Genomic DNA, 19,425 nt, shown 5'->3' with positions numbered 1-19,425 from the left:
TCGGGGTAACTTATGAGCTGGAATTAAAATATTAAACAAATCGTGTTCTTCAGGTTTACCGGCAAGTCAAGCTTGCTCTTTTGTCTTTTTTTAGTCCTTCTTTACGGTTGCGGATCCGAATTACAGGATAGTTTATATCAAAAGCTCTGGACTGGAACCGTGAGTGCGCCCGGCCAAAGTATTACACTGCATTTCGCATTTGAAAAACCATTGATCGGGAGTTTGAAATGTCACATTTCCATTCCCGGGCAGCAGATGTTTGAACTACCCGCATCGGATTGCCAGATTAATGGTGACAGCCTGTTTCTGGAATTTTCCGAAGGAATGAATGCGAAGTTTCGGGGCAAAATGGGCGCGGGGCAAATCTCCGGCAAATGGATGCAGGCCAACCACACTTTCCCACTCGCATTGGGCAAATCAGACAGGAACTTATACCAGCTTTATGCAGCCAATGCACTCGATATCGCCGAAAAGAACGCGCTCAACAGCAGAAATATAGATTGGAAAATGCTCAGGGACAGTGTTTCAATCACTGCCGGCAAAGCGAGGAACATACAAGAATTGATTCCTGCATTACAGACAATCCTCCGCAGCTTGCAGGATAAACACGGTTTTGTTTATTTCAACAACAAGAGCGCAGGTTATAAAAATGATGATCCTGATCGTGTAAGTCCCGCATTGAGAAAGGCGGCTTACGGGAATGACAAGGATATAGTCTCCATTGCGGTCAACGATTCCATCGCCTACCTGCGGATACCAACAAGCCCGGATTTCCAGTCGGGAAAAGAGGAAGCATACAATCAACAGATCCAGAAACAGGTGTGCGACCTTCTTGACAAAAACATCAGACACTGGATCATTGATCTGAGACTGAATTACGGTGGCAGTATGTTTGCCATGCTGGGCGGATTAAACAAGCTGCTCGGCGATGGTACTATCGGCTCTTTTGTAAGCCGGGACGGTAAAGAACCGCGAAACTGGATTATGAAAGGCGGCAATTTCTATGATCAGCAGGAACAGAGAACATCCTCGGGCATGCGCTGCAAGTCGCACACCATGCCCGGGAAAATCGCAGTGCTCACGGGACCCATCACCGCCAGCAGCGGAGAAGCAGTCGCAGTTGCATTCAGAAGCCTGGATAACAGCAGAATTTTCGGGGAACCAACGAAAGGTTTCACAACAGCGTTAAGCGGATTTAACATCGGAAAGGAGCTTATGTTCTTCATTTCAACAGGTTACTACTCGGATGCAAAAGGCCGCGTGTACAAACAAGGCGTTGTGCCCGACACGCAAATCAAAGGCGGCGACAATTTCACAGAGATCCTGAAAGATGAAAAGGTAAAGGCTGCTGTCGGCTGGATAGGGAGGTAAGAACCAGTTATTACCGCGGGAACGATGGGTAAAAGAAGTTTTTTACTACTTTCCAGATTATGAAACAGATATACCTGCTCGCGTTTATCCTCCTGGCCGCCGGCGCCTGCCGCCAGAAGTCCGAATCCGGCGAAAGCCGTGTTGTGATCTCCGGAATTGATTCTACCAAGAAGCCGGGAGATGATTTCTTTATGTACGCGAACGGTATCTGGTACGATACGATCCGCATTCCCGACAGCCAGACCGGCGTAGGTTCTTATTCATTTCTCAACTATCCCCAGCGCACGCGCCTGCAGGGTATCCTGGACAGTATTTCGGCAGCTAGTAATGTAGCAGGCAGTGTGGAGCAGAAAGTAGGCGACTTTTATGCCTCGGGCATGGATACCGCAACAATCAACAAGCGTGGGCACCAGCCTCTCCAACCGCTTCTTTCCCGCATTGATGCGATCAGTGATGTACCGTCGCTTTTGAAGCTGGTCGCTGAGGAGCAAAAGGCCGGGAATGGTTCGATAGTTGGATTTTACGTGGGGCCTGATGATAAACAGAGTACCGTTAACATTGCACAGTTTTACCAGACGGGCATTGGTTTGCCGGAACGCGATTATTATTTCAAAAGCGATTCAACTACAACCGGGATCCAGAAAGCATATCTGGCATATCTGACGCGGCTTTTTGAACTGTCGGGCACAGCAGCCGAAGTTGCGCGGAAGAATGCGGCGCTTACCTATGAGATTGAAAAGCAATTCGCTTCTGCGCACAGGACCAACGTTGCGCTCAGGGATGTGAAGGCCAACTATAATAAGCTCGCAGTAGCTGCGCTTTTAAAGAAACATCCGAACCTGAACTGGGCGGGATTATTAAATGTGCTGGGTGCCAAAGTCGATTCCGTCAACGTAGGGCAGCCGGGTTATTACGACAAGCTGAATACGATGTTGAAGTCGGTGCCACTGGCCGACTGGAAGATTTACCTGAAAGCGCATGCATTGAGTAATTATGCCGATTTCCTGAGCCAGCCTTTTGTCGATGCATCTTTTGATTATACCAAAATCCTGACCGGACAGGCGGTAAAACAAACGCGGGCGGAGGAAATGACGCAGGCGATCGATCAGTCGCTCGGTGATGCGCTGGCGCAGTTATATGTCAAAAAGTATTTCCCCGAATCGGCCAAGAAGCGGATGGCAGTATTAGTTGAAAATCTCAAAAAGGCATTTGAAGCCCGCATTGACCGGCTTGACTGGATGAGCGATTCCACCAAGGCAAAAGCGAAAGACAAGCTGCACGCATTCTCGCAAAAAATCGGGTACCCGGATAAATGGAGAGATTACACGCAGGTAACCGTGAAGCGCGGGACATATTTTGAAAATCGCCTTTCGGCTGACAAAAACGAGTATCTGTATAACCTGAACAAGCTCGGCAAGCCTGTGGACCGCACCGAGTGGCACACTACGCCGCCGACTGTAACTGCCTACAACAATCCGCCCCTGAATGAGATCGTGTTCCCGGCAGGTATTTTACAGCCGCCTTATTTTGACGTCAATGCAGACGACGCGCTGAACTACGGCGGGATCGGCATGGTGATCGGTCACGAGATCACGCATTCGTTCGACGACCAGGGTGCGCAGTACGACAAAGCCGGTAACGTTACTGACTGGTGGACCAAAGCCGATTATGCCAAGTTCAAAGCCAGAACGCAGCAGGTAATTGACCAGTACAATGCATTCACCGTGCTGGACTCCATGCACATCAAAGGCGCATTGACAGTTGGTGAAAACACAGCTGATATTGCGGGCGTTGCGATTGCCTACGATGCATTCAAGCTGACCGAGCAGGGAAAGGATACCACCAGGCTGGACGGTTTTACACCCGATCAGCGATTCTTTATCTCCATTGCACGCATCTGGCGCGTGAAAACGAGGGATGCATATATGTCGATGTACGTCAACACCAACCCGCATTCGCCGGCCAAATGGCGGGTTAACGGGCCTTTGATGAACTTTACGCCATTTTATAAAGCTTTCAATTTGCAGCCAGGTGACAAGATGTACAAACCAGAAAAAGGCCGGATCACAGTCTGGTAACAGGTATTGTATCCACGTCGCTGAACTCCATTGATGAAAAACTTAGCTGCTAAACCGTTTCAAATGCTTTCAGGTAAAATATTCAGGATTGCGCTGTTTAATGCGGCATTATGGTCGGCGTTCGCCCTTCCTGCATTTAGTCAGGAAACGCCAAAGCCAGTCAGGATAGAAGTTGATCTGTCCAGGGTTAAAGCACCTATTCAGCCTATCTGGGCATTTTTCGGCTACGATGAGCCGAACTATACCTATATGAAGGATGGTAAAAAGCTGCTGACTGAAATTTCACAATTGAGCAAAGTGCCGGTGTATGTCCGCGCCCACAGCTTGCTGGTAACCGGCGACGGGGAGGCAGGACTCAAATGGGGCTCCACCAATGCTTACACGGAAGATGCGCAGGGTAACCCGGTTTACGACTGGAAAATTGTTGACAAGATCTTTGATACCTACATTGAAAGGGGCATGAAGCCCATCGCGCAAATCGGGTTTATGCCGCAGGCGCTTTCCACGAAACCTGAGCCTTACCGCCACCACTGGAAGCCGGGGGACGATTATAACGACATTTACCTGGGCTGGGCCTATCCGCCGAAAGATTATAAAAAATGGGCGGAGCTGGTGTACCAATGGGTGAAACACTCGGTCGCACGATATGGCCAAAAGGAGGTGGAAAGCTGGTACTGGGAGCTTTGGAACGAGCCAAATATCAGCTACTGGAAAGGTACCGTTGATGAATACATCAAATTATACGATTACACAGCAGATGCTGTAAAGCGCGCATTACCCACTGCGAAAATCGGTGGCCCGGAGGTAACCGGACCAGGTTGGGACAAATCAGAGAAGTTTATGCGGACTTTCCTCGACCACGTGACCAAAGGCAAGAACTACGCAACTGGCAAAACGGGCACACCGATCGACTTCATTACCTATCACGCAAAAGGTGCGCCGAAAATCGTGGACGGACATGTACAGATGAACATGGGTACGCAGCTGCGCGACCTGGATAAGGGTTTTGAAATAGTAGCCTCTTACCCCACCTTGAAAAAGCTTCCCATTATCATCGGTGAGTCAGATCCCGAAGGTTGCGCGGCCTGCTCGGAAGATGTAAGTCCGCAAAATGCTTACCGGAATGGTACCATGTATTCGAGCTACACGGCGGCTTCATTTGCGAGAAAATATGAACTGGCAGAGGCAAGAGGAGTGAACCTGCTGGGCGCGGTAAGCTGGTCTTTCGAGTTTGAAGACCAGGCCTGGTTCCGCGGCTTTCGTGACCTGGCTACCAACGGGGTAGACAAGCCCGTGCTCAATGTATTCCGTATGTTTGGTTTGATGGAAGGAAACCGTGTCGAAGTAAAACAGAACCTCGCCTATAATTTTCTGAAAGTAAGGGACGAGAGTGTCCGCGGTGAGGCTGATATCAATGGTATCGCCTCCAAGGCATCGAATGCAGCCGCTGTTATGGTTTGGAATTACCATGATGATAATGTGCCGGCGGCGGATGCGAATATCCAGGTGGCTGTAAGCGGCCTGCCAGCGCGGGAGGTGCTGATGTACCATTACCGGATTGATAAGGAGAACAGCAATTCGTATGAAGCATGGAAAGCAATGGGATCGCCGAAGCAGCCCACAGCCGAGCAGATCAGGTTACTTGAAAAAGCCGGCCAGCTTTCCCTGCTTACTTCTCCGGAATGGATCAGGCCGAAAGCTGGCCAGGCTATGATAGAAATGCAGCTGCCACGCCAGGGCGTTTCGCTGCTGCATTTCAAATGGTAAATTATTTGCCTACCTGGAAGAGCACACCAATGTGAGCTGACGCGCCGCGGTTATAGAGTTTGGCATCGTCACCGTCTACAGAAGTGGCCAGGTTGCGCAACCCGAGGTGGTAGCGTCCTTCTGCGAAGATTCGAAGTGCCCCCATAGGGTAGGAGAGTCCGGCGCCGCCGACCATTCCAAAGTCGAACTTGCGGCTGTCTTCTCCGAAGCTGTATGTTTCATCCTGGCTCTCGCTGGCTACCAGTTCACCGTCAACATAAGCTTTTGACGTGGATTTTGCCTTTAAATTACCCGCCAGCAAACGTACTTCGGGTCCAATGGAAAAAAGACCTTCCAATTTTCCCAGCTTGGGCCTGTATTGAAAAAGAACAGGTAATTCAATGTGGTTGACTGACAAAGTTCCTTTTACATCAATCTTGAGTTGCTGGCCGTTAATTAGATCCTCGGATTTCATCCTGACCCGCGTGCCGCGTTGTGAAAACCCCGGTTCAAGCTGAATGCTGGTCGAAGGGCCAATCGGGAAGTTGAACAGCACCGCGAAATTCAGTCCTGGTTTAGGTTTGAACGGATAGTTCTCATCATCCTGCACGACAAAATTGGCAAAGTTAGCGCCGGCCCGTAGCCCGACACTCATTTGCGCCCAGGACGCAGACCCGGCGAAAGAACAAAGTACTAATAGCAGGAAAGGACATAGGGATTTTTTCATTTTCACTAGTCATTTAGATTGTTGAGAGAAGTACTTGAAATAATCTTTTAAAGAAAGTAAAGTATGTTAAGATATCTTGTAGAAGATTGTCAAATAAAATTTGTAAAAGCAGGAGGCTCCGCAGGAGCCAGTAAGAATCTGGTAAGAGACATTTGGCTATAAACAGGAAGCTCCTCTGGAGCTTACGCTACTACTCATTGCGGAGTGTCTGCACAGGGTTCATTAATGCGGCTTTCAGGCTCTGGAAACCTACTGTGAGTACGGCAATGAGAATAACCAGCCCGCCTGCCCCGGCAAACATCCACCACGCTATATCGGTCTGATACGCGAAATCCTGCAGCCATTTTTTCATCAGGTAACCTGCAACTGGACAGGCAATCACGATCGAAATAACAACCAGTCGCAGAAAGTCTTTGGAGACCAGCGCCAGGATCCCGGCAATGCTGGCGCCGAGTACTTTTCTTACACCAATTTCCTTCGTACGCTGCTCTGTCATATAGCTGGCAAGACCAAACAAGCCCAGGCAGGCAATGAAAATAGCGAGCATGGAGGCCAATGCAAATACCTGGCTGTACTGCTTTTCCGTCTGGTACTGCTCGTTGTATTTCTGGTCGACAAAATAATATTCGAACGGATTACCTGGAAATGCAGCTTTGTAGAGGCTTTCCAGTTCTTTAAGCTGCTTTTGCATGTTGGCAGTTGAAACCTGCAATACAAGTCTGCCGCCTGATTTTCGGGGCATGAAAATGATCGGGTCAATTGCATTTTGCAGTCCCTGGTGATTGTAATCCTTCACTACGCCCACGATCTCGAAAGGTTGTCCCCAGCTTACAATTCCTCCCACCGCCTTTTGCGGAGACGCAAACCCGAGCTGCCGTGCTGCTGCTTCATTGACCATGAGCTTGCCGCTCTTTTCCCAGGCCAGCTCCGCTTCACGGGAAGTAAAATTGCGACCGGCTACAACGGGTATCTGAAAAACGGTCAGGTAGTGATCATCGATAATGCCCATTGAGTAGCTTTTCTTGGACTCATCCCATTTGTCGCCCTGCCGGGTAATACCCGATGCATTGAAAGAATAGTAGCTTCCCGGAACAATGCCCGTGTGGCTGTAATTTTTGACGTAAGGCAATGCGGCGATCTGATCATCGAGCAGCGCGGAGCTGGTACCAATGCTTTTGTCGTCGCCGATCTGCGGTCCGTTGATCACCAGTCGCTGCTCGGGCCTGAAACCCAGGTCTTTGTTTTGCATGTACTGCAGCTGGTTGTACAAAACGAGCGTTGCGATGATCAGAATAACGGAAACGCTGAACTGGGCAACTACGAGCACTTTCCGGAGCCAGTTGTCTTTACCTGCATTCAATTTCAACCCCGCCGCGCCTTTCAGTATCTGAACAGGCTGCAGGGAAGTCACCGAAAAGGCCACATAGCTTCCCGAAAGAAACGCGCCCGAAACCAGCAGCAAAGCTGCAAGTAGCCAGGATGGATCGTTGAGCAAGGCAGTCAGCGAAAAATCCTTTTGCGTAAATTCATTAAAATGCGGCTGGACAAAGGATACGAGCAATATGCCGAGGGCAAAACCGAGCAGGTTAAGCAGAAAGGATTCGCCTAAAAACTGATTGATCAGCTGGAACCTGCCTGCACCGACTACTTTCCTGACACCAACTTCTTTCGCGCGTTTCAGGGATGCAGCCGTGGAAAGGTTAATGTAATTGAACCAGGCAATGACAAGGATCAGAACGGCGATGCCGCTGAGCAGGTACACAAAAGAGAGGCTCCCACTGGTAGGGTAAGCATCGTCCATGGAGGAGCCGAGATGGATATCAGCAAGCGGTTGCAGAACAAATTTGCTTTTATCCTCGGGGTTCAGCTTTTGTTTGAATGCATTTACTTTCTTCTCAAATGCGACCGGATCAGCTTTTTCATGAAGCTGGAAAAAGTTGGTCACAAAGGATCCGTCAAATCTGTCCAGCCGCGCCCATTCATTTCCGTTCAGGTTGGCCGGGTTGGCAAGTGTTTGCAGGGAAAGAACGGCATCGAACCGGATATCTGAATTTTCGGGCATATCCTCGTACACCGCAGTAACCGTGTACAAGGTCCTTCCGAACTGGTTATTCATGATCAATGTCTTTCCGACAGCCTTTTCAGTGCCAAAATACTTGCTGGCGCGCGAAGCAGCCAATGCAACCGTGTTCGTTTCCGAAAGGGCAGACTGCGCATTTCCTTGAAGTAATGGAAATGTAAAAAGTGTAAAAAAGCTCGCGTCAGCATAAGCGAGGGCATTTTCGCGGAAGCTTTGTATGGTTCCTTTCATGCCCTGGCCTTCGATGGAAATCACCCCGTTTGCCGAACCTTCCGCGACCCTGCAATAGGTTTTTACCTCGCTGAACTCCTTTCTGATCAAAGGCGCGATCGCCGGCTTCATTTGCACAAAAACGTCGCCTGTTGGCTGACTATCAAGCATCCGGTAGATCGAAGGCAGATTTTTGTGAAACTGGTTGACGGTTTTCTCAAAAGCCACATATTCGAATATGAGGACGAAAGCGGCGATGCCCAGACCTAGTCCGGCTACATTGATGATGGAAAACAGCCTGTTCTTGCGCAGACTGCGAATCGCGATTTTAAGGTAGGACTGGAACATGAGTTTGGAACGACAGCTAGGTTTTTGATTGAATCAGCGAAGATTATGCCACTGTTCAAAACCTGTCTGAATCGTTCCAATCGGCTGTTTGTCAATAAGTGCTGTACGATTCCGAACATTTGAAATCTGGTATGTTCGGTGTTTTGGAACGCGCACTATTTATCGAAGAACCTGCCATTAACTGTTTTCAGGAATCATTTGCAATCCGTCTTTTCCAGCTTCACACCCGCATAACGGACATTGGCTTTGTCGGCAAAAACGAATTTTCCATCCTTGAAAATCCTGTCGCCGATTCCTTCTACCAGCAAAGTGTCGTTTCTCAGAAAGGTAACTTCATTGACGAATTCTGAATCCGCAGACATGAAAGTGTAAGTTCCCCAGAGCGTATCGCCGGCCATTTTGCCGAGGAATAGTCCATTGTTCTGGTCCTTTTCATAAAGCTTGTAGCCCAGACTGCCCTTTATACTATCCCCATACATCAATGCATTAAACAGTACGGTATCCTTTTGCACGAATGAGGAATAGCACAGATTGAATGTACTGTCCGATTCAGATTTTTTGGTGTTAAGCGCCGAGTTCTCAGTTGGTCCGGAATTGCAGGCAGTCAGGAACATAGCGCCCAGGAAAAGCAGTGTAATGCAATTTTTCATTTTGAAGATTTCAGTTTTAAATCGTACGAAGTTCACCTTAAATGCCCGCAAAGCTATCTTTTCCCGGAGCGCCAAAATGTGACGGTAGTAGGCTCAGATTATGAGAATGGTCATGATTTATAAGGCAGTCTGCTCAGTAGCCGGGATACTTCCCTGAAAAAGGGATGGTGGTCAGAAACTCCCAAGGTCCGCCTTTGTAGCGCCACAAACGGATCCCGCTGACTGCGAAACTGAATTGTTCGAAGCTGTCCGACAGCTCGGCCAGCAGTTTTTTGGCAGCGGCCGGCTCCACCTTGTTTTGAACGGTAATATGAAAATTCCTCTTTTGCCGGTCCTGATTGGTCAGGTATTGCGACCAGCGTTTTTGCAGCGTCTGATGCAATGCAGGCAGCTCCGGTGCCCCGATCTTGAAAGCGGTACCAAAGCCAAGTGAAACAACCTGCAAGGCAGTAACCGTAAAAGGCGGCTGATCCTGCGCGAGCTTAATAATATCTTCCATAATCCACGGCTCGTCCGGTAATGCGTGAAAAAGGGTCAGATGGGCATTAAGGTAGTTACGCTCAGGCGGGAAATGCATTTGACGGAGCCGATCAAAATAATCCTGGGCAGCAGGCGTGATCAGCAGCGTGGCCACCAGCGGGTCCCGTGCAGGTTCGTCCTGCGAAAAGTGCGTTTGTTCCATCTGATCTTGTTGGTTGACTTACCAGACCATGCAATGATCGTACCTTTGCCGTATTTCGCAACCGTTACCAACTCCCGCACAGCATTGAGCAACAGCAAGCAGATCGTGATCGACGGCAACGCAATCCACGATATACCATCCTTTTATGAAGAGATCAACCGCGTATTTATGAAGGATGAAAACTGGATTTTGGGCGCAAGTCTCGACGCATTCAGTGACTTGCTGTTCGGAGCATTTGGTGAAATAAAAGGAGACGAACCTGTCGAGCTGGTCTGGATCAATCAGCACAGGAGCCGCGAGGTATTAGGTTTTGAAACAACCCTCGCTTACTACACCGAAAAGCTTGCCCCTAATTCTCCATTTAACAAAACCCTTTTTGCAGAAAAAAGAAGGGCACTGGAATGCGGAGAAGGACAAACGTATTTTGAAATCATCCTGGAAATCATTGCTGAACATCCCAATATCACATTAAAAGAAGCATTGTAGTCGCTCTGGCCTGTGCGTTGAAACTACAATTCAGCTTCATTTTGCGCGGGTCCGGCCTGGTAAATATGCATTTCAAAAAGTCCCGGGTTGAACGTCGCGGTACCCGCCAGATACCTTTGTTCCGAATCAAACACAACTCGGAACCACATGATAAAACGTGGTATTTTGTACCTGGGACTGCTTATTACAGTTCCGCATTTACTCCCCGGACAGTCGCTCAGAGTCGGTTATTTCGGCGAGACTGTCACGCATTATGGGTTGCGTGCCGCCTACGATCATTCCATTTACGGCAAAGTTTCAAAACGCAACTCGGCGCGCAGGATCCTGTATTGTTCCGCCGGCCTGGCAGCTTACCGTCACCCGCAAAATCACATTGGCCTCATTGTTTCTCCAGAACTTGGCTACCGCCGGATTGGTAGCCGCGGCAGCCTTTTTGAACTCGGGATTGCGCCTGCCTATTTCAGGTATTTCCTGGAAGGCAGCACGTTTGAAGTGACGCGCGAGGGCGATTTCCGCCGCGTGAGAATGGCTGGGGGAAACGCGTTTTTGCCCATGATATCGGTGAGCCTGGGGCATGATTTGTCTGTTCGCAGGCAGCTGCCGCTCGCCTGGTATGTCCGCCTGAATGTCATGCAGCAACGGCCTTACAATACATCTCATTTAACCCGCTTCGGAATTGAAGCCGGGACACTTTTATCCCTCAAAAAGCAATGAAAGTTTTTGCCAGACTACTCTTATTCAACTGTCTGTTTACGCTGTTTTCCTGCAAGGAAAATGATTCGGGACCACGGGAAGACGCCACGCTTTACCTGCGTCATAAGGGTGCAAACATGCCCGTTTGGGTAAAAGGAAATAAGCAGCCTGGTAAAATTGTGCTTTTCGTCCACGGCGGTCCGGGTGATTGCGCAATGTGCTACCGTTACTACCTGAAAGAACTGGAAAATGATGTAATGATGGCGTACTGGGACCAGCGTGTCGCAGGCGCTTCCTCGGGTAAAGTGGATCCTGCTACATTGCGTTACGCACAGTTCGGAGAAGATATGGAGCTGGTGATCAAGCTACTGAAAAACCGGTATCCGGATGCAAAAGTATATCTGCTGGCGCACAGCTTCGGCGTGGAGCTGGCGTGGCAGTTTTTGACAACCGGGGACAACCAGCAACAGGTATCGGGCGCTATGATGGTCAACGGTATGTTTTCATATTATCGCTGGCTTTATCAGGTTCGTGAATGGGCGCTCAAACGCGCTCAGGAGAAGGGGAATGTGGAAGCAGAAAATTTCCTGAAAGCTAATCCGGTTACTCCGCAAAATACAGGTACGGTTGACTGGGAAGGCATTTATCGCTGGATGCATAAGCTTGACGGAAACCCGGTGTCACTCTACTCGGATATGAAATATGTAGTCAACTATGCATTCAATTCACCGAATACGGCGCTGGCGCAGTTTACACATAGCAAAGCTTACGGTTATTATGGAGAAGTAGAGAGCAGGAAGTTTGAAAAAGGTAGCCTGCTTTCGAATGTGCGCGTTCCAATCGGGCTGTTTTGGGGTGCCAAAGATGGAATTGTGCCGCTGGAAGTAGGCGATGAAACCCAGACTTTGCTGAGCAATACACAGGTAAGCCGCGCCACATTCAGCCAATCCTGGCACGAGCCCTTTATCACCGAAACCGGCGGGTTCGCCCAGGCTGTACGTACTTTTGTAAACAAGCATTAAAAGTGGATTGGAATGAACAGAACAGTATAGCGCAGCCTCTAACCATCCAGGATAATTTTGTGTCGGGACAATACAACGATCCCGCACTTTACAGGCCTCTTTAAGCAAGATAAGCAACCCTTTCATAGACCGGAATTGCCGGTAGATCACTGTGGTTCATTCCTTTCATCCTGTTTAAGCCTGCCTGTTATGAGACTTTTCTTCCTTGCTTTTTTGATAATGGCGTCTGCTGCCGGATTCGCTCAGGATACCACCAGCGTTTCCTTTGCCGAGGAGCAGGATACATTGGTCCGGCAGCGGTTTGTCGATCGGTACGAAAACGTTTTCATGACCAAAGTTCCGTCGCGTCACATGTTCAAGGTTGGACTGACGTTCCTGCCAAACTATTTGATAAGTGTTGAAAACAGCAGCAATGATGGAACGCAGCTGGATCTCGGATATGAATACAAGGTGCTGCCTTCATGGTCGGTAGGCGCAGACGCCGGTGTGAGCGGGAACTGGGGCTCGAATGTCGGTTTTGGAGGGATGTTATCAGCCAAAGTGTATACCCGCTGGTACTATGATATGCGCCGCAGGATCAGGGAAGGATCAAGTGTCAACAATTTCACGGGTAACTTCCTCGCATTGGTCGGCGAGAGGCACTGGGGCAAAGGTGCTGCAAACAACCAGCTTCAAAGACTGGGCATAGAGTTCGGCCTGCAGCGACGGTTTTTCAATCTCGGTCGGATCGAACTGGGTGTCGGTTTGTACTATCAGGATTTTAAACAGAGAGAATCTCCGTTTTTGCTTGCTTATCACCTGAACAAATCGTCGCAATTTGCAATTACCTCGCGCACCAGCATGGGGATCGGGTTCGGGGATTGGAAACGACAAAAGAACCTGCCGATCTGTGAGGTTTTGTTTTGTGAAGATGATGTGCAGCAACAATGGAAATTGTTGTGGCCCAAACTGTACCTTTCTCCCAATTTCGTAAATGGGACAGTCGGCGCGGGTTACGAAAGAAAGATTGCCAAAAGTCCTTTTTCGCTAAATACCCAGGTTACTGCATTTTATATGCGCATTGCTTCAAAGGGATTGTCTTATCCATTAAATCGTGTTTCAGTCAGCAACGATTTTCAGGTCCATTCTTCCATTCAAATGCGGTATTATTTACACCAGCGTCAAAACATCAGGCTTGGGAAGGGCGGCAACAACTTATCCGGACCTTACATAGGTCCGTACGCCGACCATTTATTTTATCACAGCGAGACCATATTTGGCGTTGGTAAAAGTAAAAAGCACGTGGGTTTGGGAGTGGGATTTGGCCAGCAGCAAACCATCTTCAACAAAGCTTATGTTGATCTTTCGGTCGGCGTCAGCCACAATCTTTTGAAAACAGATGCAGATTCGAAGCGTTTCCTGGGCGCAGTTAAGCTTGGCTTCGGGTTGATTTTGTAAAATGTGAAGGGGAGAAGCTGTCTAATAAATATATCCGAAATCGCGCAGCTGCTGCAAAGGTTCCTGCAAGAGAATAGTCCGTCCGCCGTTGTTGAGCAGATATACCTGGTCCGACAATGCCAGTACATCCCGGTAATAATGATCTGAGATAAGAATGCCTTTGGTGGCTTTCAACGCCAAAAGCCACGCCTTGATCCGCTCGACATGCAGTGGCATCAGATTCGAAAACGGTTCATCCAGCATGATAAACTCAGCCGGAAAAGAGATAACCATGATGGTCTCGATCAAACGCTGCTCGCCTCCTGATAGCTGATTCAGCCGCTGCGGCAACATTCTTTGCAGCTCAGGGAAGTACGCACCCGCTTCCGAAACGGGGACTTCGTAAAGCCGCAATGCTTCCGAAACTTTGAGGTACCCGGGGACAAACTGCCGCTGAGGCAGGTACGCAGCCGCATTGGGTTGCTGGTAAAGTTTGCTGACGTATTTCTTGTTAATCCTTACAGAGCAGTTTTGAGCTGCCCTGGTTCCGTAAATCACTTCCAGCAAACTCGATTTCCCGCTTCCATTCCGCCCCAGCAGGCCCACAATATTTCCCTTCTCTATTTTCAGGTAAATGTTCTGAAGAATTTTCCTGCGGCCATATTCCAGCAGGATACTGTCGGCTTCGAGCATATTCATCCGAAAATGATGGTCGCTAAAATGATCCATAATGCGAATACGACAAGATCGAGCAGGTAGGCCAGCAAAGCCAGCTTTACCTCCGACAGTCCGAAATGGTGGTAAAAAACAAAGCCTTTCCTGTTTGAGGAACGGAACAGGTACCATATCAGCACCTGGCATGCGCTCCGCAACCAGAGGAAAGCAAGGATAAACGTGGGGAACACCTCAGATGTTAAAGATGGAAAACCCGCAATGCCCCACATCAGCAGGGAAGTGGCTGTGGTTACCGGCCAGATACTTCTGTAAAAAACAGACACAACTTGAAGCTTTCGCATTCCCTTTTTTTGGGGGGAAGATAGCGTGCTTCAATCAGCAGCGGGAAAATTTAACAACTTTTAACCTGGTCGACCAGCTTCTGAAAAGCGCATTTACTTTCGCACAACATCGCAGTCCGTGACCAGGCCCGCTGCCGTTAAATGGACAAGTACAAACTGGTCTGGTTTATCGGCGAAAAGCCGGTAAGTAACAACTTCACTCACATCACTGCCGTGCCGCTGAATGCCGCGACCCTGTACATTTTCAGAATGTACAAGCTGGATGGATTTCATTCCAAGCAGGTCGCGGGTTCCCTGTGTGAAAGAGCGGCGGGTTCCGTCCGCTATACCCGGCGTCTCTTCCACCATTTTCCCGCCTTTGCCCATTGCATTCAGCGCAACTTCTATCTGCTTCGTGCGGCCCGGGTTCGGGTCGGAGATGGTTTTCGGGTTTGAAAATAATGGTCCGATCCGCGGGACTTTGCGTTGGTCATTTCCTGTTTTCCACATAAAGTCGGTTACCTTACCATTTGCATCGGGCGTAAAAATGACGATCGCATCACGGTCGGTGGAGGCGAATTGGGTTGGCGAGAGTGGCACAAATTCCTCGTCCGGCAGGTTGTCGGTTAATGAATAAAGGCGGTTGTTTTCAAATTGGAAGGCGATCATTCTGTTGTTATCCAGCTCATACCTTCCTTCAAAAGCCGCGGTTTGCGACGGAGTGACACTGGCTGCAATCCGTTGAATGGGTTTGCTCACCGGAAAGCCTTCCCAATGGTAATGCGCGGCAACTGCATTCAACACCTGGCCCACCATTCTTGAATTATCATTGGCATTAATCATGATCACCACGCCCTGTCCGGTCTCTGCGCCAGCTGTCATCAAAGCGTCAAATCCTTCGTCACGCCCTCCGTGTCCAAAGCGGAGGTTTTTCCCAGTGCCTTCCACAAACACGCCGAGTCCGTCATTGTTTTTCTGGTCGGTGAGCATTTGCTTGATCATGGATTGAGAGAGTACTGAACCGGCTTTTCCCGCAAGACCATTTTGAATACTGATTGCGAAACGAGCCAGGTCCGACGGTGTGGTCCACAATCCTGCGGCTGCCATTTCGGGGTAAATATGCCAGCGGCCTTCTACCATCGCCCTGTCGCTCGTGTGAGCAGTAGCGGTCAGCCTGGCCTTGTCCGCGGGCAGCGGCTGTGCAAAAGTACTTTCGCGCATGTTGATGGGAGCCAGCACCGTTTCCTGCATAAACGCGGGGAAGGATTTACCGGTGACATCGATGATCATTTGCTGCATTACCGTGTACCCGCCACCGGAATAGCGCCATTGGCTGCCGGGAACAAAGTCGACGCGCACAGGGCCGGTGTTAGCCGGTGGGGTCCCATCAAGTATCTGTACAACAGACGGGATAGATCCGGCTGCCGGATACCCCGGAAATCCGCTGACGGTCAATCCGGTAGTGTGGCTGAGTAAGCCGCGTAATGTAACTTTCTTGTCTTTTAAAAATTCATTTTCAGGTACTTTCCAGGTTTTGAGTTTGTTGTTAACATCTTCGTCAAGCGACAGTTTGCCTTTTTCCACCAAAAACAATGCGCCTGCTGCCGAGACGGATTTGCTGATTGAGCCGGCTAGAAACAAAGTCGATTCCGTCACTGGTACCTTGCCCGTTTTATCTGTAAACCCGTAACCTTTGGCCTTCACTATTTTACCATCCTGAATAACAGCCAGCGAGAGCCCCGGTACCTGCCGCTTTTTCATAATTGACTCAATGAAAATGTCCAGGCTGTCTGCCTTGATTTCTGATTTGACCTGATTACTTACACCAATTTCTGACGCTGAATTTGCCACCTGGCTTTGCAAAGTAATGGCCGCCAGCAGGAGGAATGTATATTTCATTCTGGGTAATGGTTTCGTGTAAATGATTAAAGTAAACAGGCGAAATCTCCTAGTCTGCGCGGAGTGCCTTTACCGGGTTTTCCAAAGCAGCTTTCAATGCCTGGAAACTTACGGTCGCAATCGTGAGTAAAAGTGCAGCCAGCCCCGGGCCCGCAAATATCCACCACGACATTTCTGAGCGGTAAGGATATTTTGATAACATTTGAACAAGAAAGTAGTAGCTGACGGGCGCGGCAATGCAAATGGCGACCAATGTAAGGTATACAAAATCCCGTGCGATCATGGCCCAGATACCCGCGATGGATGCACCCAGAACCTTCCGGATGCCAATCTCGCCCCGCCTTTGTTCGGCAGTGAAAGCTGCCAGCCCGAACAAGCCCAGACAGGATATACAGATCGCAACAGCAGCAAAAATAAAAGTAAGCTGCCCGATGCGGTTTTCGGCACTGAACTTTGATCCGTATTGCATTTCGGCAAACTGGAAATCGAACACGGCGCCGGGTATGTGCCTGTCAAACAGCGGGCGGATTTTGGTGAGCGCAGTGGCTGTCTCGACATCTTTATTCAGCTTGACAAACAGGTAATTAGGTGCGTAAGTCATGAAGTAAATCGTCCGCTTCACAGGTTCGTAGGGCGACTGCATTACCATATCCTGCACAACGCCCACAATGTGGTATTCAGCGTCTACGAAAGTCCCGTCTTTCCAGCGCACCGTCGTTCCCACAGGGTCAGTAAGTCCCATGTATTTGGCGGCAGACTGGTTGATGATGATTGCAGAAGAATCGGCGATGAAATCTTTTGAAAAATCCCTTCCCTGCATCACCTTCCAGCCGACAGTCTTCCCATAGCTGTGCGAGGCTGCTATCACTGCAAATTGATCCTCGTCAGTTCCCGCTTTGCCTTTCCAGGAAAACCCGCGGGCATTGGAAAGTACATCCGTAACAGGACCGGAAGATTGCGCCACAGATGATACCACCCCTGATTGCAGCAGATCGTTTTTCAATGCTTCCAGCTGCGCATTGCCGCGCGGTATCTTCACATTCAGCAAACCCTTCTGATCATAGCCGGTATCCCTGTTTTGCCCAAACTGAACCTGGCGGAATACACCTACGGTACCGATAATAAGGGAAACGGAAATGGTAAATTGCAGTACAACCAGCACCTTCCGCGGTACCGAGGCAAACCTGCCGGAGTTACCCGCGCTAGATTTCAAGATGTTCACCGGCTTAAAAGAAGAGAGGTACAATGCCGGATACCCGCCCGCCGCGAGGCTCACCGCCGCACAGAAGGCAATGGCGATCCAAAGGAAATAGGGATTTTGAAAAGGTCCGTTCTGGCCAAAAAAATCAATGTGCTTGTCCGTGATCGCATTGAACTGAGGCAAAGAGACCTGCACAACGAGCAGAGCGGCCGCAAACGAAAACGCAACCATAAGAGACGATTCACAGATAAACTGAAAAACAAGCTGTGCGCGCATGGAACCGACAGCTTTGCGCACACCAACTTCCCTCGCACGTTGCGCGGACCGGGCTGTGCTCAGGTTCATGAAATTGATGCAAGCCAATAGGAGAATGAAAATTGCAATGCCGGTGAAGAGTTTGACATAGTAGATCTGTCCGCCTGTATTAACACCATTTTCCCAGTCAGCATACAAATGCCACCTGTCCATCGGATGCAATGAAATGAGTGATGCGGCCGACCCGGCTTTATTTTTCAGGTGTTGGGAAGGTATGTTCTTTATCTTTTCCGAGGCGGCTGCTATCGTGGTGCTTTTCCGGGTTTGCACCAGGATTTCGAATGTATTTACCTCCCAATTATCCTTTATTTCATCCACCCACCGCCGGCTTTTAGCTGAGGTGAAGAGCTTCCATGGAGCGATGAACGCCAGGTTATAGTAGTCTGAATTGGACGGAAAATCCTTGTATACACCTGCTACAATCCCTTTCAGCTCGTTGTCAATGGTCAGGATCCGTCCATTCGCCTCCTTCGTGCCGAAAATCGAAACAGCAGCAGATTCCGACAGCAGCAGGTTTGTAGGGCCTTTCAATGCGGCATCACTGCCGCTGAGCATTTGCAGCGACAGGATTTTGGCCCCTTCAGGTTCCAAGAACCGGCCCTTTTTCCGGAATTTGTGCTCTCCTGACATCAGGTTGTAGTCTTCCGTATCCCACGAAACAGCAACGTGCTCAAAATCCCCAGCGAAATCCTCCCTTAATGTAGCAGCGAGCGGAAACGGCATATTGGGCGAGCTGACGATTTCTCCGTTTTGAGTGCGGTGCGCCATTAACCTTGCTACCTGCCGGTGGTTTTCAGCGGCTTTATTGAAATTCCACTCGTCCCATACCCATACAAAAATCAGCATGGCCACGCCCATACCAAGTGTGAGTCCCGACAGGTTGATTAGGGTGTAACCCTTGTTTTTGTAAAAACCTCTGAATGCGATTTTAAAGTAGTTTTTAAGCATGTAGGGAAATCGGATAGGGTAGCCGGGATCAGGTTTTTTAAGGCTCTTTGTACTATGTCACTACTTGTAAGATAAATATAGTGCCATGTTGATAATCAGCTGGTCAGTCTGTTTTTCAATGCATTCATGTTCGTATTCGGACACTTTATCCAACGTTTTCGGACAGCATCCCAGCGTTTGCAGAAACAGATTTTTGCAGCGGCACAATGTTTGAGACGCACAGGACTGTACGCAACATCAAAAAGGTATTTACCAGTAATCCCTGCAAGACTGCATTTATGAAAAAGAAAGACAGTTTGAAAAAAAGCTATATGAAAATGCTCGAATGGTACCAGTACCGGGCAGAAGAAAATACAGGATCATTGAAAAAGCTGCAAAAGCTGCTGGCCGAACTGGACAGGGAATCGGAAGCGAGTGAAGCTTATGAAAAAGACGTGGACGATCTGGAATCGCTCAAATTCATTTATGAAACCGGTATCCGCAATTTTGAAAGCCAGGTGGAGAAGTACAAAGCAATGATCGCCGAAATGTAAACGGGAGAGCACAATACACTGCATT

General features: G+C 49.1%; 17 protein-coding genes. 8 read left to right on the top strand and 9 right to left on the bottom strand.

Going from position 1 to position 19,425, the window contains the following annotated elements; genetic code table 11:
• The first annotated feature begins 159 nt into the window (after positions 1-159).
• The 3 genes from AC1XTG_RS11770 (at position 160) to AC1XTG_RS11760 (ending at position 5,216) form a co-directional block, all read left to right on the top strand.
• Positions 160-1,371 carry a S41 family peptidase gene (locus AC1XTG_RS11770; RefSeq protein ID WP_484842140.1) on the top strand — a complete coding sequence of 404 codons (1,212 nt, stop codon included), beginning with the start codon at positions 160-162 and terminating at the stop codon, positions 1,369-1,371.
• Between the two features lie 59 nt (positions 1,372-1,430).
• Positions 1,431-3,449, top strand: a complete 2,019-nt coding sequence (locus tag AC1XTG_RS11765) for a M13 family metallopeptidase (protein ID WP_484842139.1) — start codon at positions 1,431-1,433, stop codon at positions 3,447-3,449.
• 63 nt (positions 3,450-3,512) lie between these two features.
• Positions 3,513-5,216, top strand: a complete 1,704-nt coding sequence (locus AC1XTG_RS11760) for a GH39 family glycosyl hydrolase (RefSeq protein ID WP_484842138.1) — start codon at positions 3,513-3,515, stop codon at positions 5,214-5,216.
• Position 5,217: 1 nt separating this feature from the next.
• Here AC1XTG_RS11760 and AC1XTG_RS11755 read toward each other — a convergent pair whose 3' ends face one another.
• The 4 genes from AC1XTG_RS11755 to AC1XTG_RS11740 form a co-directional block, all read right to left on the bottom strand.
• The gene (locus AC1XTG_RS11755) at positions 5,218-5,922 is read right to left on the bottom strand and encodes a porin family protein (RefSeq protein WP_484842137.1); all 705 of its coding nucleotides are present in this window, start codon (positions 5,920-5,922) and stop codon (positions 5,218-5,220) included.
• A 190-nt stretch (positions 5,923-6,112) separates the two neighbouring features.
• Complete coding sequence (locus AC1XTG_RS11750) at positions 6,113-8,560, bottom strand: ABC transporter permease (RefSeq protein WP_484842136.1); 2,448 nt, start codon at positions 8,558-8,560, stop codon at positions 6,113-6,115.
• A gap of 194 nt (positions 8,561-8,754) precedes the next feature.
• Positions 8,755-9,210 (bottom strand): hypothetical protein, encoded by a 456-nt coding sequence (locus tag AC1XTG_RS11745; protein WP_157474606.1) that lies wholly within the window; start codon positions 9,208-9,210, stop codon positions 8,755-8,757.
• A 133-nt stretch (positions 9,211-9,343) separates the two neighbouring features.
• Positions 9,344-9,892 (bottom strand): 2'-5' RNA ligase family protein, encoded by a 549-nt coding sequence (locus AC1XTG_RS11740; protein WP_484842135.1) that lies wholly within the window; start codon positions 9,890-9,892, stop codon positions 9,344-9,346.
• A gap of 33 nt (positions 9,893-9,925) precedes the next feature.
• Here AC1XTG_RS11740 and AC1XTG_RS11735 point away from each other — a divergent pair, with 33 nt between their 5' ends.
• Positions 9,926-10,378, top strand: coding sequence for a barstar family protein (locus AC1XTG_RS11735; protein WP_484842134.1), 453 nt, complete (start codon positions 9,926-9,928; stop codon positions 10,376-10,378).
• Between the two features lie 23 nt (positions 10,379-10,401).
• Here AC1XTG_RS11735 and AC1XTG_RS11730 read toward each other — a convergent pair whose 3' ends face one another.
• The gene (locus tag AC1XTG_RS11730) at positions 10,402-10,527 is read right to left on the bottom strand and encodes a hypothetical protein (RefSeq protein ID WP_484842133.1); all 126 of its coding nucleotides are present in this window, start codon (positions 10,525-10,527) and stop codon (positions 10,402-10,404) included.
• On the opposite strand from AC1XTG_RS11730, the gene AC1XTG_RS11725 reads away from it, so the two are divergent.
• The 3 genes from AC1XTG_RS11725 (at position 10,526) to AC1XTG_RS11715 (ending at position 13,530) form a co-directional block, all read left to right on the top strand.
• On the top strand, positions 10,526-11,092 hold the full coding sequence (locus tag AC1XTG_RS11725) for a hypothetical protein (protein ID WP_484842132.1): 567 nt from the start codon (positions 10,526-10,528) through the stop codon (positions 11,090-11,092). The two genes, AC1XTG_RS11730 and AC1XTG_RS11725, sit on opposite strands and share 2 nt — an antisense overlap.
• Positions 11,089-12,093, top strand: coding sequence for an alpha/beta fold hydrolase (locus AC1XTG_RS11720; protein ID WP_484842131.1), 1,005 nt, complete (start codon positions 11,089-11,091; stop codon positions 12,091-12,093). Before AC1XTG_RS11725 ends, AC1XTG_RS11720 begins: the two co-directional genes overlap by 4 nt.
• Positions 12,094-12,282: 189 nt before the next feature.
• The gene (locus AC1XTG_RS11715; RefSeq protein ID WP_484842130.1) at positions 12,283-13,530 is read left to right on the top strand and encodes a hypothetical protein; all 1,248 of its coding nucleotides are present in this window, start codon (positions 12,283-12,285) and stop codon (positions 13,528-13,530) included.
• Positions 13,531-13,551: 21 nt separating this feature from the next.
• Here AC1XTG_RS11715 and AC1XTG_RS11710 read toward each other — a convergent pair whose 3' ends face one another.
• The 4 genes from AC1XTG_RS11710 to AC1XTG_RS11695 form a co-directional block, all read right to left on the bottom strand.
• Positions 13,552-14,208: an ATP-binding cassette domain-containing protein gene (locus AC1XTG_RS11710; RefSeq protein WP_484842129.1), complete on the bottom strand. Its 657-nt coding sequence runs from the start codon at positions 14,206-14,208 to the stop codon at positions 13,552-13,554.
• Positions 14,205-14,525 (bottom strand): hypothetical protein, encoded by a 321-nt coding sequence (locus tag AC1XTG_RS11705; RefSeq protein WP_484842128.1) that lies wholly within the window; start codon positions 14,523-14,525, stop codon positions 14,205-14,207. The genes AC1XTG_RS11710 and AC1XTG_RS11705 overlap by 4 nt, the downstream gene beginning before the upstream one ends.
• 93 nt (positions 14,526-14,618) lie before the next feature.
• Positions 14,619-16,403, bottom strand: a complete 1,785-nt coding sequence (locus AC1XTG_RS11700; protein ID WP_484842127.1) for a serine hydrolase domain-containing protein — start codon at positions 16,401-16,403, stop codon at positions 14,619-14,621.
• Between the two features lie 49 nt (positions 16,404-16,452).
• Entirely contained in the window at positions 16,453-18,867 is a 2,415-nt protein-coding gene (locus AC1XTG_RS11695) for an ABC transporter permease (RefSeq protein ID WP_484842126.1), read from the bottom strand.
• 278 nt (positions 18,868-19,145) lie between these two features.
• Between AC1XTG_RS11695 and AC1XTG_RS11690 the strand changes: the two genes are divergently transcribed.
• A complete protein-coding gene (locus AC1XTG_RS11690) occupies positions 19,146-19,400 on the top strand; it encodes a hypothetical protein (RefSeq protein WP_056282221.1) in 255 nt (84 codons plus the stop codon).
• Positions 19,401-19,425 lie beyond the last annotated feature (25 nt).

It is taken from the genome of Dyadobacter sp. HNCC25DJ183, assembly GCF_056895175.1.
This window is presented reverse-complemented; position numbering and strand designations above follow the sequence as displayed.